Consider the following 16,063-nt stretch of genomic DNA (forward strand, 5'->3'; position numbering starts at 1 on the left):
TCTATGCCAGCAACCTGATGTCGCGAAAAAGGGGGTTTCTTCAGAATTCATTCCATCGCAGCAACGCAACCGCTCAGGAGCCCCCACATGAACAGCGACCAGATCCTTGCCGAGATCCGCGAAGCCAACCTGTCCTACCTGATGCTGGCCCAGAGCCTCATCCGCGCCGACCGCGAGCAGGCCCTGTACCGCCTGGGCATCTCCGAAGAGACCGCCACGCTGCTGAACACCCTCAGCCCGGCGCAGATGATGAAGATGGCCTCCGGCAACACGCTGCTGTGCCGCTTCCGCATGGACGACGACCTGGTGTGGGGCCTGCTGACCTCGCACGGCAAGCCGGCCGCCAACGACAGCGTCTCCCGCCTGCATGCCTCCATCCTGATGGCCGGCCGCCACCAGGAAGCCGCCTGATCCCAGGATCCAGGCAACGCGATTGCCGCCCGAGATTATCCGAGACCACCGGAGCCCCCCATGCGCACCAAGTCCATCCTGACCGAAGCCAAGCAGATCGAACGCGCGGTGACGCTGATCAAGCTGGGCGCGCGCCTGCAGGTGCTGGAATCGGAAACCGACCTGAGCTACGAGCGTTTGCTGCGCCTGTACAAGGAAGTCTCGGGCAAGTCACCCAGCAAGGGCCAGCTGCCGTTCTCCACCGACTGGTTCATGACCTGGCAGCCCAACATCCATGCCAGCCTGTTCCTCAACATCCACGAGTACTTGAACAAGGTCGCGGAGATGGACGAAATCGACGTCGTCATCAAGGCCTACCAGCTGTACCAGGAGCAGACCGCGGCGCAGAACCTGGAGCAGCTGTTGTCCGTCACCCGCGCCTGGCGCCTGGTGAAGTTCGTCGACAACGGCATGCTGACGATGACCAAGTGCAGCAAGTGCGGCGGTCATTTCGTTACCCACCCCCACGAGGTCGCCAAGCATTACGTCTGCGGCCTGTGCAACCCGCCGGCGCGCGCCGGCAAGGGCAAGGCGGCTGGCGGCATCCAGATGCACTGAGCGGCGCGGCATGGCCTCGCGCTGGCGCACCTGCCTGGTCGTCATTGCCCGCGACGAGGCGGCGACCATCGGCCGCCTCCTCGACAGCGTCCGTCCGTTCGTGGACGACGCGCTGGTGCTGGACACCGGCTCCACCGATGACACCGTCCGTCTGGCGCAGGCCGCTGGCGCGCGTGTCGCGCACTTCACCTGGATCGACGATTTCTCCGCTGCCCGCAACGCGGCGCTCGACGCCGCGGGCGCGGACTGGCACCTGGTGCTGGACGCCGATGAATGGCTGATCGGGGAGGGCAGTGGTGCGGCGCTCGAGGCGCTGCGCGCCACGCCGCCGGATTTCGTCGGCACGATCGCGTTGCAGGATCACTTCGACGGTGGCACTGCCCGTTCGCGCTTGAGCCGCGTTCTTCCGGGCGCGATCCGCTACACCGGCCGAATCCACGAGCAACCCGCGCATTCGCTGCCGATACGGCCGCTCGACCTTCACGTCGCCCACGACGGCTACCTCCCGGAACGGCTTCACGTGAAGCAGGGCCGCAACGAACAATTGCTCCGGGCCGCAATCGAGGACGAGCCGAGCAACCCCTATCTGTGGTACCAGCTCGGCAAGGACTTGTCCGTGTACGAGCGCTTCGCCGATGCCGAAGTCGCCTTCGCCACTGCAGCCGCTCGCCTTGCGGACATGTCCCTGACACCGACGTGGTGGTCCGACCTGGCGACCCGTCGCTTGTTCGGCTTGAAATCGCTGAAGCGTCATGCTGACGGCATGGTTTTCGCCGAAGCGCAACTGCAAGTCTGTGCAGAGTCGCCCGACTTCTTCTTCGCGCTGGGTGACCTGTTGCTGGACTGGGCGGCAGACCAACCGGAGCAGGCGGAGGTGTTGGTGCCGATGATCCACGACGCCTGGACGCGTTGCCTGGAGATCGGTGAGCGTCCGGATCAACCGGGTGCCGTCGCGGGCCGGGGCAGTGACCTTGCGGCCTACAACCTCGAGCTGCTGCGTTCCACCTTCCCCCGAAATCCTCGGTAGCAAATCCTCCGCAGGACGGCAGTGGTTGGGGGCGGCAGGGCGCGGGGTCTTGGCGCTTGCCGCCAAGGCCCTGCGCCCTGGCGACCAACGCCCGGGTCTCCGCAGCACAGCGCCCCCGCCAACCCTCCCCACCGCAGCACAGCGCCCCCGCCAGTCCACCCCCACCGCAGCAGGGCATAAACCCCCGAAAACCACCCCCGCCATAGCGCTGATCTGGCTTCTTGTAGGAATTGATCTGACAAACGCGTCGGCGCGCTCCCTAACCTTTACATGGAAGCGACCTGATGTTGGTTGCGTGTCGGGATCTCTACAGTTCGTCTCACGCTGAAACGAAACGACCTCAGCCCCCAACACCCCAGGAGCCGAACGATGAACGCCGACCAAATCCTCGCCGAGATCCGCGAAGCCAACCTGTCGTACCTGATGCTGGCGCAGAGTTTGATCCGTGCGGACCGTGAGCAGGCGCTGTATCGTCTGGGCATCTCGGAGGAGACCGCGACGCTGCTGAACACGCTGAGCGCTGCGCAGATGCTGAAGATTGCCGCGGGCAACACCTTGCTGTGCCGCTTCCGCATGGATGATGAGCTGGTGTGGGGCCTGCTGACCTCGCACGGCAAGCCGGCCGCCAATGACAGCGTGTCCCGCCTGCATGCCTCCATCCTGCTGGCTGGCCGCCACCAGGAAGCTGCCTGAGTTCGATATCGACGCCTGACCGCAGAACTGAAGCCCGGAGACACCGCCATGCGCACCAAGTCCATCTTGACCGAAGCCAAGCAGATCGAGCGCGCCGTGACGCTGATCCACCTGGGCGCTCGCCTGCAGGTGCTGGAGTCTGAGACGGACCTGAGCTACGAGCGTCTGCTGCGTTTGTACAAGGAAGTTTCGGGCAAGAGCCCCAGCAAGGGCCAGCTGCCGTTCTCCACCGACTGGTTCATGACCTGGCAGCCCAACATCCATGCCAGCCTGTTCCTCAACATCCACGAGTACTTGAACAAGGTCGCGGAGATGGACGAGATCGACGTCGTCATCAAGGCCTACCAGCTGTACCAGGAACAGACCGCGGCACAGAACCTGGAGCAGCTGTTGTCCGTCACCCGCGCCTGGCGCCTGGTGAAGTTCGTCGACAACGGCATGCTGACGATGACCAAGTGCAGCAAGTGCGGCGGTCATTTCGTCACCCACCCGCATGAGGTCGCCAAGCACTACGTCTGCGGCCTGTGCAACCCGCCGGCGCGTGCCGGCAAGGGCAAGGCGGCCGGCGGCATCCAGATGCATTGAGGCCGCCACCATGGGCGCCCGACTTCCCCACGCCGCTTCCACCGACGCCCCGGGCGGCCTGCGCTGGCCGGCCCTGGCGCTGCTGAGCTGGGCGGCCTGCTTCGCCGTCTGGCGCCTGTTCGGCCCGGACTGGCCGGCGGCGATCGTCGCCTCGGGCCTGGGCCTGATCCTCGCCGGACTCCACCGCCAGGCCTGGCGCCGGCTGATCGTGGCGTCCGGTTTTCCGCTGGCGCTGCTGTTCACGGGTACCGACCTGCCGGCCTGGATCTGGCTGATCCCGCTGGCCGTGCTGGTGCTGGCCTATCCGCGCCGCGGCTGGAGCGACGCGCCGCTTTATCCGACCCCCCACGATGCGCTGCGCGCGCTGCCCGAGCGTGTGAAGCTGCACGACGGCGCCCGCGTCCTGGATGCTGGCTGCGGGCTCGGCGACGGATTGGTGGCTCTTCGCCGCGCTTATCCGGGCCTGCGCTTCGCGGGCATTGAATACAGTGGCGTCCTGTGGCTGCTGGCCCGCCTGCGCTGCCCCTGGGCCGAGATCGCCCGGGGCGACCTGTGGGCCCAGTCGTGGCGCGAGATGGACCTGGTCTACCTGTTCCAGCGACCCGAATCGATGCCGCGCGCGCTTGACAAGGCGCGCACCGAGATGCGGCCGGGTGCCTGGCTGGCGAGCCTGGATTTTCCGCTGCCGGGCCAGCCGGTCTTCGCACAGCTGGACACCGGCACCCGCCACCGGCTGTATGTCTACCGGGTGCGCGAACTCCAGGCCTGAGCGCCTTGGACGCCGCCCACATCGAACGCAATCAGTCAGCGACGCCCGATCGGCGTCCGCACGGCACACCGGTCGTCACAGGCCGGGGCTCAAGCGGGCGGGGAGCCGGTCGATAAGGGATGAGATGGCCCGGACCGCGAGGGGACGCGGCGGTTACTTCAGGACGGAACGAATTCCATGTTTGTCATCATCGGTTGGCTGCTGGCCCTGGCTTGCATCTTCGGCGTGTTCATCGCGCACGGGGGCAACATCGGCGTGGTGCTGCATGCGTTGCCCTTCGAGATGACGACCATCTTCGGCGCGGCGATCGGCGGCATGCTGGCCACCAATCCGCCCAAGGTCATGAAGGCCACGCTCAAGGGCCTGGGCGATTGTTTCAAGGGCAGCAAGTACACCAAGGCCCGCTACATGGAGCTGCTGGCGCTGCTCTACGACATCCTCCAGAAGGCCCGCAAGGAAGGCCTGATGTCGATTGAAAAGGATGTCGAGGATCCGCACAGCTCGCCGCTGTTCCAGAAATATCCCACCGTGGGCAACGACCACCATGTGGCCGAGTTCATCACCGACTATCTTCGGATGATGGTGTCCGGCAACCTGAACGCGCACGAGATCGAGTCCCTGATGGACGCCGAGATCGACACGCACCACCACGAGGCCTTCCTCGCCGTGATCGCGCTGCAGCGCCTGGCGGGCGGATTGCCGGCCTTCGGCATCGTCGCGGCGGTGCTGGGCGTGGTGAACACGATGGGCTCGGTCGGCCAGCCGCCGGCGGTGCTGGGCGGGATGATCGGTTCGGCGCTGGTGGGCACCTTCCTGGGCATTCTGCTGGCCTATGCCTTCGCCGAGCCGCTGGCCGGCGCGCTCGAGGCCAAGGTCGACGAGGCCGGCAAGGAACTGCAGTGCATCAAGACCACGTTGCTGGCCTCGATGCAGGGTTATGCGCCGCAGGTGGCGATCGAATTCGGCCGCAAGGTGCTTTACTCGACCGAGCGCCCGACCTTCGCCGAGCTCGAAGGCCACGTGAAGAAGAAGTGATCGGAGTCATTTGCCATGGCCGGTGACGCCAAGAAACTGCAGCCCATCATCATCAAGCGCGTCAAGAAGGGCGGCCATGCCGCCCACGGCGGCGCGTGGAAGATCGCCTACGCGGACTTCGTGACGGCGATGATGGCCTTCTTCCTGCTGATGTGGCTGCTGGGCTCCACGACCGAGGGCGACAAGAAGGGTATCGCGGATTATTTCGCCTCGCCGCTGAAGGTCGCGATGTTCGGCGGTTCGGGTTCGGGCGACGCTTCGCACATCATCAAGGGCGGCGGTCAGGACCTGACGCGCCAGACCGGCCAGGTCAAGGCCGGCGACGTCGAATCCCCTCGGAAAACCATCAACCTGAAGGCCCTCAAGGAAGAGCAGCGCCGCGCCGAGCGGGTGCGCCTGCAGCAATTGAAGGACAAGGTCGAGAAAATCATTGCCGACAACCCGCGAATTGCGGCATTAGGTGGGCAAATCCGACTCGACATGACCCGCGAGGGCTTGCGTATCCAAATCGTGGACGAGAATAATCGCCCGATGTTTGACAGCGGCAGCGCGGTGGTGAAGCCGTATATGCGCGAATTGCTGCAGGAACTCGGCAACGTGTTGTCCGAGGTGCCCAACCGGCTCACGCTGGAGGGTCATACGGATGCACAGCCGTTTTCTGCGGGCGAGCGTGGATACAGCAACTGGGAATTGTCGGCGGACCGGGCCAATGCCTCACGGCGCGAGCTGGTGGCGGGCGGTTTGCCGGATGCCCGGGTCCTTCGCGTGCAGGGGTTGGCGTCGAGCAAACTGCTGGACACGAAAGACCCCAATGCCCAGGTCAATCGCCGCATCAGCATCATCGTGATGAATCGCGATGCCGAGGATGCGGTGCTGAAGAACCTGCCCGACGAGGACGAGGACACTGCGAATCCTGCGGCGAGCGCGCCGCAGGCCTCAAGTTCCGCGCCCTCCGGCCGATAACACAGCCCTCCAGTCCCCTCAGAGGAACGCCATGAGCACTGACATGAAATTCTTGATCGTCGACGACTTCTCGACCATGCGCCGGATCGTGCGCGGTCTGCTGAAGGAGATCGGCTACAACAACGCCGAAGAGGCGGAAGATGGCGTCGAGGCCCTGAGCATGCTGAAACAGGCGAAATACGATTTCGTCGTCAGCGACATCAACATGCCCAACATGAATGGCTTCGAGCTGCTCAAGGCCATCAAGGAGGATGCCTCGCTGAAGCACCTGCCGGTGCTGATGGTGACGGCCGAAGCCCGCAAGGAAGACATCGTCCTGGCCGCCCAGAGCGGCGCGGCGGGCTACATCGTGAAGCCGTTCACGAAGGCCACGCTGGAGGAAAAGGTCCAGAAGATCATGCAGAAGCTGGCCGCTGCGGCCTGACGCTGGGGAGTCCACCATGCAGATGGAAGAACTGGCCAAACTGTCGCAGGGCAACGAACCGCTGATGGTCTCGCCCGAGGTGTTCCAGCAGATCGGCACGATCACCCGCGTGCTGCACGACACGATGCAGCAGCTGGGCGTGATGCCCAAGCTGCAGGTCGCCACCGACGGCCTGCCCGATGCGCGCAGCCGCCTGACCTACATCGCCAACAAGACCGCTGACGCCGCCAACAAGGTGCTGAACTCGGTCGACCAGGCCAAGGCGGAACACGCCAAGATCACCGAGGCCGCCAATGCGATGGCCCAGGCGATCACCGCGGACCCGGTCCGCGCGGTGGCTTCGGGCGCGGTGCTCAACTTCGTCAAGGAAGTCGAGTCCTCGACCTCCAAGATCGACACCCACCTGACCGACATCATGCTGTCGCAGGACTTCCATGACCTGACCGGTCAGGTCGTCGCCAAGGTCGTGACCCTGGCCAACGACCTGGAAGATTCGCTGGTGAAGCTGCTGGTCTCGGTGGTGCCGCCGGAGCAGCGTGAGAAGGTCGATCCGAGCATCCTGCAGGGCCCGGTCGTCAGCCACGAAGGCCGTACCGACGTGGTGGCCAACCAGTCCGAAGTGGACGACCTGCTGGCCTCGCTGGGCTTCTGATCGCCTCGGCCGGCCGCGAGCCGGCACCCCGACGAAACCCGCGCCCAGGCGCGGGTTTCTGCTTTCTGGGCGACTGGAACGACGGGCTGAGGGCTGGCTGAGAAGACCGGCTGATTTCCGCCTCTTATCGGACCAAGCCCGAACGGCTCGCGGCCGAACAATGGCGAGGCTGCGGCATGGGGCTGCGGCGTCCTCATTGCGCACATGGCCGATTCAGACGCACAAGACCGCAACTTACCCGCCTCGCAGAAAAAGATCGAACGATCGCGCAAGGAGGGCCAGTTGCCGCGTTCCCGGGACCTGCCGCATTTCGCGGTCATGGCCACCGGGGCCGCGTTGTTCGCCACCTCGACGCCGTACGCGGTCGACACGCTGCAGCACATGCTCGAAGGGGCGCTGCGTTTCGATGCCGAACAGCTGCGCGCCGCCGGCATGATGACCGAGCGGCTGTCCGCGCTGACCTGGCAGGGCATGGTGCTCGGCCTGCCGGCGATGCTCATCCTGGCGATGGCCGCGATCGCGGCGCACATCGCCTCGGGCGGCTGGAACTTCACGATGAAGCCGCTGAGCCCCAAGTTCACCCACCTGAACCCGGTCACCGGCTTCGGCCGGCTGTTCCAGTGGCAGAACCTGACCACGGCGCTGAAGGCCGTTCTGCTGTCGCTGGTGCTGGGCATCGTCGGCGCGATCGCGCTGAAGGACCGCATCGCAGGCTTCGTCGGGATCATGTCGGTGCCGCTGCCTTCCGCGCTCGCCTTCGCGGGCAAGCAACTAATGGGCGGCCTGATGATGCTTGGCCTGTGCCTGGCGCTGTTCGCCGTCATCGACGTGCCGCTGCAGCGCCACCTCTACCTGAAGCGGCTGAAGATGTCCCGCGAGGAGGCCAAGAACGAGCTCAAGGAAGCCGAAGGCAACCTCGAGATGAAGCACAAGATGCGCCACAAGGCCCGCGAGCTGGTGAAGCGTCGCATGCTGGCGGCGGTGCCCAAGGCGGACCTGGTCGTGATGAACCCGACCCACTATGCGGTCGCGATCGCCTACGACGAAACCCAGTTCGGCGCGCCGCGGGTGGTGGCCAAGGGCCTGGACCTGCTGGCCTTCAAGATCCGCGACATCGCCAAGGAAAGCAAGGTGCCGGTGCTGCAGGCGCCGGCCCTGGCCCGTGCCCTGTACGCCCACGCCGAGCTGGATCGGGAGATCCCCGGCGCGCTGTTCGGCGCGGTGGCGCAGGTGCTGGCCTACGTGTACCAGCTCAAGGCCGCGCTCAAGGGGCAGGGCATGGCGCCGAACGCGGCGCCGAACCCGGCCGTGCCGGACGAGCTCGACCCGCACAAGAAGCCGGGTTGGACGCCGCCGGAGGACGAGGCGGAGGACGCTTTCCCTGAAGGGCGTCCGGGCTGATCGCCCAGCGGAAGACCGAGCCGTCGAAAGACCGAGCCGCGGGAGACCGAGCCAGCGGCGGGCAGGACGGTGCCCCCTTTCCGCTCAGACGCCTGCGCCCGCTCGGCATTCGCTTCAAGGGGGCACCGTCCCGCCCGCCGCTCTCCACCAATGGCGCGGTTCGGGGGGGAAAAGGCCCGCTTATCGGGCTAAAGGACGGTGGGGCTCCGCCGAACAATGGCGGGGCTCGATGGTCTCGTCGAGTTCCCCGTTGAACCCAGGCAGAAGGCAAACCCGATGAACGAGCTCATGGCCCGTTTGCAGAACCTCCTCGGACCCCGCGCCGCCATCGTGCAGGCGCTCGGGGCACCGATCGCCATCATCATCATCCTGTCGATGATGGTGCTGCCGCTGCCCGCCTTCGCCCTGGACCTGTTCTTCACCTTCAACATCGCCATGTCCATCATGGTGATGCTGGTGGCCTCGCAGATGGTCAAGCCGCTGGACTTCGCGGCCTTCCCGACCGTGCTGCTGATCACCACGCTGCTGCGCCTGTCGCTGAACGTGGCCTCCACCCGCGTGGTGCTGCTGGAAGGCCACACCGGCGCCGGCGCCGCCGGCAAGGTGATCGAATCCTTCGGCCACTTCCTGATCGGCGGCAACTTCGCCGTCGGCCTGATCGTGTTCGCGATCCTGGTGGTCATCAACTTCATCGTGGTGACCAAGGGCGCCGAGCGCATCGCCGAGGTCGGCGCCCGCTTCACCCTCGACGCGATGCCCGGCAAGCAGATGGCCATCGACGCCGACCTGTCCGCCGGCCTGATCGACGAGAAGGAAGCCAAGCGCCGCCGCGCCGAACTGGGCGACGAAGCCGACTTCTTCGGCTCCATGGACGGTGCCTCGAAGTTCGTCCGCGGCGACGCGATCGCCGGCATCCTGATCCTGTTCATCAACATCATCGGCGGCTTCGTGATCGGCGTGGCCCAGCACGGGCTGTCCGCCGGCCAGGCCGCCGACAGCTACATCCTGCTGGCCGTCGGCGACGCGCTGGTGGCCCAGATCCCGGCGCTGCTGATCTCGGTGTCCTCGGCGCTGGTGGTGTCGCGCGTGGGCAAGGACAAGGACGTGGGCCAGATGATCGGCTCGCAGGTGTTCGGCTCGACCAAGGCGGTCGCCATCACCGCCGGCGTGATCGGCCTGCTGGGCCTGATCCCGGGCATGCCGCACCTGGTCTTCCTGATGATCGCCGGCGCGATGGGTTATCTGGCGTACTGGCTGCGAACCAAGGAGCAGACCAAGCAGGCCGCCGAGCTGAAGAAGCCGGCCGCCCCGGTGCCGGGCGCGCCGAACCCCGATGCCGAGGCCTCCTGGGACGACGTGCAGGCCGTGGACACCCTGGGCCTGGAAGTGGGTTACCGCCTGATCACGCTGGTGGACAAGTCGCGCGAAGGCGACCTGCTGAGCCGCATCAAGGGCGTGCGCCGCAAGTTCGCGCAGGACATCGGCTTCCTGCCGCCCTCGGTGCACATCCGGGACAACCTGGAGCTGCGCCCCAGCCAGTACCGAGTGACGCTGCGCGGCGCGGTGATCGGCGAGGCGGAGGCCTACCCGGGCATGTGGCTGGCGATCAACCCCGGTCACGCGACGCAGAAGCTGATCGGGACGCCGACGACGGATCCCGCCTTCGGACTCCCGGCGGTCTGGATCGAGGAGCGGCAACGGGATATGGCGCAAATGGCGGGATTTACCGTCGTTGATTGCGCGACCGTGGTGGCCACGCATCTCTCACACTTGCTGCAAGTTCACGCGGCCCGATTGTTGGGCCGGGTGGAAACCCAGCAGCTGGTGGATCACCTCACCAAGCAAGCGCCTCAGCTCATCGAAGACGTGATTCCAAAGATGGTCAATGTCGCCGCCCTGCAACGAGTCCTCCAGTTCCTGCTGGAAGAGGGCGTGCACATCCGCGACATGCGCTCCATCGTGGAAAGCCTGGCGGAGAACGCCACGCAGACCACCGATCCGGCCGAGCTGGCCCGTCGCATCCGCATCCACATCGCCCCGGCGATCGTGCAGCAGATCTACGGTCCGGCCAAGGAACTGGATGTCATCGCCCTCGATCCGGAGCTGGAGCGCCTGGTCACGCAGGCCCTGCACTCGCCTCACGGCGCGGCGCTGGATCCCGGTGTGGCTGACACGCTTGCGCGGAGTGCCGCCCAGACCGCCCAGTCCCAGGAGGACCGTGGTTTGCCCGCCTGCCTGCTGGTGCCTGACCTGATCCGCGCGCCCCTGGCCCGACTGCTCAAGCGCGCTGCGCCGCGGCTGAAGGTCCTGGGACACAGCGAGATTCCTGAAACGCACACGATCCGCATCGGCTCCATCATCGGAGGCACGGCATGAACGTCAAACGCTTTACCGCCCGCAATTCCCGCGAAGCCATGGCCCTGGTCCGCCAGGCCTTCGGCGACGACGCGGTCGTGCTCTCCAACAAGCCCTGCCCGGAAGGCGTGGAAGTGCTGGCGATGGCGCCGGAAGGCATGTCGCAGATCGAGCGCGTGGCCGCCCAGGCGCCCCGCGCCGCCGCCGCGCCGCGCCAGGCCGCCCAGCCGCAGCGCCAGGAAGCGCAACCGCGCCAGGCCCTCAAGCAGCGCCTGGCCGCGTCGCCGGCCCCGCAGCGCGCGGAGCCCGGCTTCGGCGCCTCGGTCGGCGAGGACGTCAACGCGATGGCCATGAGCACGCTGTCCTTCCAGGACTACGTGCGCGAGCGCATGCTCAAGCGCCGCTCGGCCGAGCTCAACGGCCTGCCCGATCCGATGATCGACGAGCCGGCGCCCCCCGCCTACGCGCAGGCGCAGATGAATGAATCGGTCGCCTCGATGGCCGCGCAGCGCGACCAGCGCGCCCGTGCCGCGATGCAGACCCTGGGCGCACGCCGTGTCGACGAGCGCGCGTATGAACAGCCCGCTCCGGCGCCCGCGCCGCGCATCGTGCCGCCGGTGCTGCGCGACGAGATCCGCGTGCAGCAGCCGGTCGCCGACCTGGGCGGCGTCGGTGGCGGCTTCGGCGGCCATCCGCTGAACGACATGCCCGCGTCGTCGCGTCGCGAGCAGGAAATGATGTCCGAGCTGCGCGCCATGAAGGGCATGATCGAGGAGCGCTTCGGCGCCCTGGCCTTCATGGAGAAGCTGCAGCGCCAGCCCGCGCAGGCCCGCCTGACGCAGAAGCTGCTGGACGCCGGTTTCTCGCCCGCGCTGGTGCGCAAGCTGGTCGAGGGCCTGCCGGCCCCGATGACCGAGGAATCGGAATCGCAGGCCTGGGCCTCGAACGTGCTGGCCCGCAACGTCCACACCGCCGAGCAGATGCCGGCGCTGGAAGACCAGGGCGGCGTGTTCGCGATGATCGGCTCGACCGGCGTCGGCAAGACGACCACGACGGCCAAGATCGCCGCGGCCTTCGCCACCAAGTACGGCGCGAGCCAGCTGGGCCTGATCACCCTGGACGCCTACCGGATCGGCGCTCACGAGCAGCTGCGCGCCTATGGCCGCATCCTCGGCGTGCCGGTGCACACGGCGCATGACCGCGCTTCGCTGGAAGATTTGCTGGAGCTGCTGGCCGGCAAGAAGATGGTGCTGATCGACACGGCCGGCACGGCCCAGCGCGACAGCCGCACCGCCGAGCTGCTGGACATGCTGGCGCACAAGAGCATCAAGCGCATCCTGGTCGTCAACGCGGCGCAGCAGGGCGAGACGATCGAGGACGTGGTCGGCGCCTGGCGCGGCGCGGAAGCGCAGGGCGTGATCCTGTCCAAGCTGGACGAGGCGGTGAAGCTGGCCCCGGCGCTGGACACGGTGATCCGCCACAAGCTGCGGGTGCTGGGCGTCACCAACGGCCAGCGCGTGCCGGAAGACTGGCATCGCCTGTCGTCGCAGGCCCTGGTGCAGCGCGCGCTGCGCAGCCACGGCCAGTCGGCCTGGCGCATGGACGCCTCCGACGTCAACCTGATCTTCACCGCCGGCTCCGTCGGCGCGTCGGCCGGCGCAGCCTCCCCCATGGGCCTGAACTGACCGAACGACACCCCTCTTGACTCCCTCGCCCGCTTGCGGGAGAGGGTCGGGGGTGAGGGTGGTGGCCGTCCCCGAACGCCTCGAACCTGGGAAGAGCCATGCTCTTCCCTTCTGTCGTTGGGGCTTTGTTAACCCGACGCTGCAGCATGGTGGTCAACTTGTCCTGTGCGCGACCCAGGCCGGCAACGGCCTGAAGTCGCCGGGCCAGAGGCAAGCGAGGGCGAAAGCGGCAGAGAAAAGCGGGGTGTTTCCCCCTTTCAATTCCGCGTCGAAGGGTGGCCCCCGGGGCGAAACTTCCGGTAACGGCTCCAGCAATGGCGCTTCTCTGTCAGAGGGAAACGACCGCTGGAACCCAACACGTAAGACGACACAGAGCAGCCCAATGCGCGATTTCAGCAATGCTCCCAAGGACCAGGCCGACGGCCTGCGACGCCTCTTCGCCACCGCGCGGGTGCGGGTGGTGCCGGTGGTGAGCAATCCGCATGTCATGGGCAGCGGCGCGCTGCTCGAAGGCATGTGCGCCGCCTTCGCCGAGCTGGGCCTGCACACGCTGGTGGTGGACGCCGGCGAGCAGGCCTCGGCGCCGTCCGACCTCGCGGCGGTGGACCTGGCGGCGTGCGTGGAGCCGCTGTCGGCCAAGGTGTCCTTCCTGGCCGCGCGCGGACTGCCGCTGCGCTACATCAACGCCAACGGCTCGGCCGCCCAGTTCCTGGAAGCGGTGACCGACGCGGCCCCGTTCGCGGACGTGATCCTGCTGCACGCCAGCGCGGCCGAACTGAGCCGCGTGCTGGTGTCGCGCGAGGTGCGTCCGGTGCTGCTGGCCGACACCGACGTGCAGAGCGTGACCTACGCCTACGCCGGCATGAAGTGGTTGACGCAGCGGGCGGGCCTGATGGTCTACAGCCTGCTGCTGGCCTGCAATCCGCAGCTGCGCCTGGCCGAGCGGATCGCGCAGCAGCTTTCGAGCTGCGGCGATGGTTTCCTCGGCGCGGTGCTGCGCGAGTGGGCCTGCCTGGATCCCCGCCAGCCGGTGACGGCGCCGCTGACGCACGAGATGCGTCACATGGCGCGCGAGCTGCTGCTGGCGTCGGTGCCTGGCGCGGCGCTGGACAGCGCCGCCGATGCGATGCCGCTGCGTCCGCGGCCGATGTGGCAGCCCAAGGCCGGCCGCGCCCCGCAAGGCGTGACCCTGGCTGCGCATTGACCCCGGATGGGAGACGAGACGATGTACACCGCCAAGGGTCAACTCGACAACAACTCGCTGATCCGCCAGTACAGCCCGCTGGTGCGCCGCCTGGCGCATCAGATGATCGCCAAGCTGCCGGCCAATGTGGAACTGGACGACCTGATCCAGGTCGGCCTGATCGGCCTGACGGACGCGCTGTCGCGTTTCGACACGGCGCAGGGCGTGCAGTTCGAGACCTTCGCGACGCAGCGCATCCGCGGCGCGATGCTCGACGAGCTGCGCGGCAGCGACTGGATGAGCCGCGGCAACCGGCGGCAGCAGCGCTCGATCGAGAGCGCGGTGCACAAGCTCGAGCAGAAGCTGGGCCGCCCGCCGCAGGAATCGGAGATCGCCGCGGAGATGGGCATCTCGCTGGGCGAGTACCAGGAGATGCTGGGCAAGGTGCGCGGCACGCAGCTGGTTTATCTGGAGGACATCTCCGGGGATGACGACAGCGACGACTACCTCGACCGCCACGTCAGCGACGAGTCGGCCGATCCGATGTCGATGCTGCGCGACCACCGCATGCGCGAGGCGCTGGTGGAGGCCATCAAGAACCTGCCGGAGCGCGAGGGTTACGTCATGTCCATGTACTACGAACATGACATGAACCTGAAAGAGATCGCCGCCGTGCTGAAGGTGACCGAATCGCGGGTGTGCCAGCTGCACAGTCAAGCGATTGCCCGATTGCGCGTGAAGCTGCGCGACTGGTAAAACGGGCCGCACAGCGGCCGCAGTCCTTGTGGTCCAAACACCATGGGGGAGCGTCCGATGTGGGACTCATTGCGCAGGCGAGCCGGGAAGGCGTCGCCTGACGCGTCGGAGGGCGGCGCCGGGATCGGTCCGCGCGAGCCGACGATGCAAGGCAAGACCACCACCGTCGTCCGGGAGCTGTCGGGCGGCGTGTCCAAGCTGGGCCGCGACGCGGCCGAAGTCCGCGGGCTGCTGGAGGATACGCAGAAGGTCGTGACCTCGCAGGCGCAGGCGATGCAGGCGCTGGGCGCGGAGCTCGAGCAGGTCCGGCACGCGCAGGACGGCATCAACCAATCGACGAACCAGACCCGCGAGGCGGTGGAGCGCGCACGCACGGCGCTGTCCGGCGTGGGCGACGAGGTCGGCGAGATCGTCTCGACGCTGCGGCTGGTGAGCGACGCCGCGTCGGAGATCACGAAGATCGCGTTGCAGACGCGACTGGTCGCCTTCAACGCGTCGGTCGAGGCCAAGCGCGCCGGCGAGGCCGGACGCGGTTTCGGCGTCGTGGCGGACGCGGTGAAGGACCTGGCGGCGCAGGTCGAGGCGTCCTCGAAGGCGATCATGGGCACGGTAGGGACGCTGGACTCGCGGATCGAGAGCTTCAGCCGCGAGCTGCGGGCGGACGGCGCGGGAGGTGCCGCGCAGAGCAAGATCCACCAGGCCTTCGCGGATGTGGAGGTCGACGTGGACCTGATCGCCAAGTCCGCGCAGGAGAGCCAGGCGACGACGCAGCTGCTGGCGGCGCGCTCCGGCGAGCTGGGTGTCGAGATCCAGCAGGCGATGCGCAAGCTCGACTCGGCCTTCGCCTGCAGCGACCGCTTCCTGCGGCTGTCGGAGCAGATGATCGAGCAGATCGCGTCGAGCGGCGTGGAGGTCGAGGACTCGCCGTACATCCAGGCGGTGCAGGAGGCGGCCGCGGAGATCTCAGCGCTGCTCGAGCGCGCGGTGGCGGAACGCAAGATCGACGCCGCGGCGCTTTTCGACGAGCACTACCAGCCGATCGCCGGCACCGATCCCCAGCAGTTCACCACGCGCTTCACGCAGATCGCGGACCAGCTGTTCCCGCAGGTGCAGGAACGGGTGCTGACTTTCTCGGACAAGGTGGTGTTCTGCATCGCGGTCGACCGCAACGGGTATGTCGCGACCCACAACAAGCGGTATTGCCAGCCGCAGCGGGCCGGGGATACGGCCTGGAACACGGCCAACAGCCGATATCGGCGGATATTCAATGACCGCACCGGGTTGGCGTCGGCTCGGAATCAACGGCCATTCCTCCTTCAAACCTACCGCCGCGATATGGGCGGTGGGAATTTCGTGCTGCTCAAGGAGGCGTCGGCGCCAGTCACCGTTGCCGGGAGGCATTGGGGTGGGGTGAGGTTGGCGTTCGGGTTCTGAGTCCGACGCGGAGAAGGCGGTTGCGGCGCTGATTCAGGCGTGAAACTCGGCTGCGGGAACTGGTTGTCCCCTGACTTGCAAGTGGGGCGGCGG

At 67.1% G+C, this 16,063-nt stretch carries 16 protein-coding genes; all 16 read left to right on the forward strand.

What is annotated here, in order from left to right:
* Positions 1-87 precede the first annotated feature (87 nt).
* Positions 88-411, forward strand: coding sequence for a flagellar transcriptional regulator FlhD (gene flhD / locus BM393_RS04040; protein WP_091722388.1), 324 nt, complete (start codon positions 88-90; stop codon positions 409-411).
* Between the two features lie 60 nt (positions 412-471).
* Positions 472-1,008: a flagellar transcriptional regulator FlhC gene (gene flhC, locus BM393_RS04045; protein WP_091722393.1), complete on the forward strand. Its 537-nt coding sequence runs from the start codon at positions 472-474 to the stop codon at positions 1,006-1,008.
* Positions 1,009-1,018: 10 nt separating this feature from the next.
* Positions 1,019-2,035 carry a glycosyltransferase gene (locus BM393_RS04050; protein ID WP_091722397.1) on the forward strand — a complete coding sequence of 339 codons (1,017 nt, stop codon included), beginning with the start codon at positions 1,019-1,021 and terminating at the stop codon, positions 2,033-2,035.
* A 369-nt stretch (positions 2,036-2,404) separates the two neighbouring features.
* Positions 2,405-2,728 (forward strand): flagellar transcriptional regulator FlhD, encoded by a 324-nt coding sequence (gene flhD, locus BM393_RS04055; protein WP_091722402.1) that lies wholly within the window; start codon positions 2,405-2,407, stop codon positions 2,726-2,728.
* A gap of 48 nt (positions 2,729-2,776) precedes the next feature.
* Positions 2,777-3,313 carry a flagellar transcriptional regulator FlhC gene (flhC, locus tag BM393_RS04060; RefSeq protein WP_091722407.1) on the forward strand — a complete coding sequence of 179 codons (537 nt, stop codon included), beginning with the start codon at positions 2,777-2,779 and terminating at the stop codon, positions 3,311-3,313.
* 10 nt (positions 3,314-3,323) lie between these two features.
* Positions 3,324-4,082: a class I SAM-dependent methyltransferase gene (locus tag BM393_RS04065; RefSeq protein ID WP_091722410.1), complete on the forward strand. Its 759-nt coding sequence runs from the start codon at positions 3,324-3,326 to the stop codon at positions 4,080-4,082.
* A gap of 177 nt (positions 4,083-4,259) precedes the next feature.
* Positions 4,260-5,117: a flagellar motor stator protein MotA gene (motA, locus tag BM393_RS04070; protein ID WP_091722416.1), complete on the forward strand. Its 858-nt coding sequence runs from the start codon at positions 4,260-4,262 to the stop codon at positions 5,115-5,117.
* 15 nt (positions 5,118-5,132) lie between these two features.
* Positions 5,133-6,080 (forward strand): flagellar motor protein MotB, encoded by a 948-nt coding sequence (gene motB, locus BM393_RS04075; RefSeq protein WP_091722421.1) that lies wholly within the window; start codon positions 5,133-5,135, stop codon positions 6,078-6,080.
* 31 nt (positions 6,081-6,111) lie between these two features.
* Positions 6,112-6,504: a chemotaxis response regulator CheY gene (cheY, locus tag BM393_RS04080; RefSeq protein WP_058934552.1), complete on the forward strand. Its 393-nt coding sequence runs from the start codon at positions 6,112-6,114 to the stop codon at positions 6,502-6,504.
* Positions 6,505-6,520: 16 nt separating this feature from the next.
* A complete protein-coding gene (locus BM393_RS04085; RefSeq protein ID WP_175538181.1) occupies positions 6,521-7,156 on the forward strand; it encodes a protein phosphatase CheZ in 636 nt (211 codons plus the stop codon).
* 204 nt (positions 7,157-7,360) lie between these two features.
* Positions 7,361-8,557 (forward strand): flagellar biosynthesis protein FlhB, encoded by a 1,197-nt coding sequence (locus BM393_RS04090; protein WP_091722425.1) that lies wholly within the window; start codon positions 7,361-7,363, stop codon positions 8,555-8,557.
* Positions 8,558-8,833: 276 nt separating this feature from the next.
* A complete protein-coding gene (flhA, locus tag BM393_RS04095; protein WP_091722429.1) occupies positions 8,834-10,933 on the forward strand; it encodes a flagellar biosynthesis protein FlhA in 2,100 nt (699 codons plus the stop codon).
* Entirely contained in the window at positions 10,930-12,597 is a 1,668-nt protein-coding gene (flhF, locus tag BM393_RS04100) for a flagellar biosynthesis protein FlhF (protein WP_091722433.1), read from the forward strand. Before flhA ends, flhF begins: the two co-directional genes overlap by 4 nt.
* Before the next feature lie 382 nt (positions 12,598-12,979).
* Positions 12,980-13,801 carry a hypothetical protein gene (locus BM393_RS04105; protein WP_091722436.1) on the forward strand — a complete coding sequence of 274 codons (822 nt, stop codon included), beginning with the start codon at positions 12,980-12,982 and terminating at the stop codon, positions 13,799-13,801.
* 21 nt (positions 13,802-13,822) lie between these two features.
* A complete protein-coding gene (locus tag BM393_RS04110; protein WP_091725006.1) occupies positions 13,823-14,536 on the forward strand; it encodes an RNA polymerase sigma factor FliA in 714 nt (237 codons plus the stop codon).
* 144 nt (positions 14,537-14,680) lie between these two features.
* Positions 14,681-15,970 (forward strand): methyl-accepting chemotaxis protein, encoded by a 1,290-nt coding sequence (locus tag BM393_RS04115; RefSeq protein WP_091722440.1) that lies wholly within the window; start codon positions 14,681-14,683, stop codon positions 15,968-15,970.
* Positions 15,971-16,063: the final 93 nt, after the last annotated feature.

Source organism: Mitsuaria sp. PDC51 (assembly GCF_900113225.1).
Lineage (GTDB): Bacteria > Pseudomonadota > Gammaproteobacteria > Burkholderiales > Burkholderiaceae_C > Roseateles.